The organism is Vibrio frigidus (genome assembly GCF_042465995.1).
Lineage (GTDB): Bacteria > Pseudomonadota > Gammaproteobacteria > Enterobacterales > Vibrionaceae > Vibrio.
Genome location: NZ_JBCDMC010000053.1, coordinates 1 through 381, shown reverse-complemented (window position 1 = coordinate 381; position 381 = coordinate 1). Strand labels below are relative to the sequence as shown.

Below are 381 nucleotides of genomic sequence, written 5' to 3'. Positions count from 1 at the left end.
TTCATGACTGGGGTGAAGTCGTAACAAGGTAGCCCTAGGGGAACCTGGGGCTGGATCACCTCCTTAAACGATGATTGCTTTGATGAGTGTCTACACAAATTGATATAGGTTTAGAAAGTAAAGAGAGTAGAAGGCCACCGTGCCTTCGACCCTATGTCCCGTTCGTCTAGAGGCCTAGGACACCGCCCTTTCACGGCGGTAACAGGGGTTCGACTCCCCTACGGGATACCATCTTTAAGCACATTTTTCGAGTGTATTTAAAAATGGTTTTCACTTATTACGATAAGTATAAAATCTTTGCTCTTTAACAATTTGGAAAGCTGACTGATAAATAATTGATTATTATTTATCAAAATAAAAGTTCTCAAATCCTATTGGATC

The 381-nt window shown here is 40.9% G+C and carries 1 tRNA gene and 1 rRNA gene; both read left to right on the top strand.

From position 1 onward, the window contains the following. A 16S ribosomal RNA gene (locus tag AACW90_RS22985) occupies positions 1-66 on the top strand; the annotation flags it as partial. An 89-nt stretch (positions 67-155) separates the two neighbouring features. After that, positions 156-231: transfer RNA gene (locus AACW90_RS22980), tRNA-Glu, on the top strand. Positions 232-381: the final 150 nt, after the last annotated feature.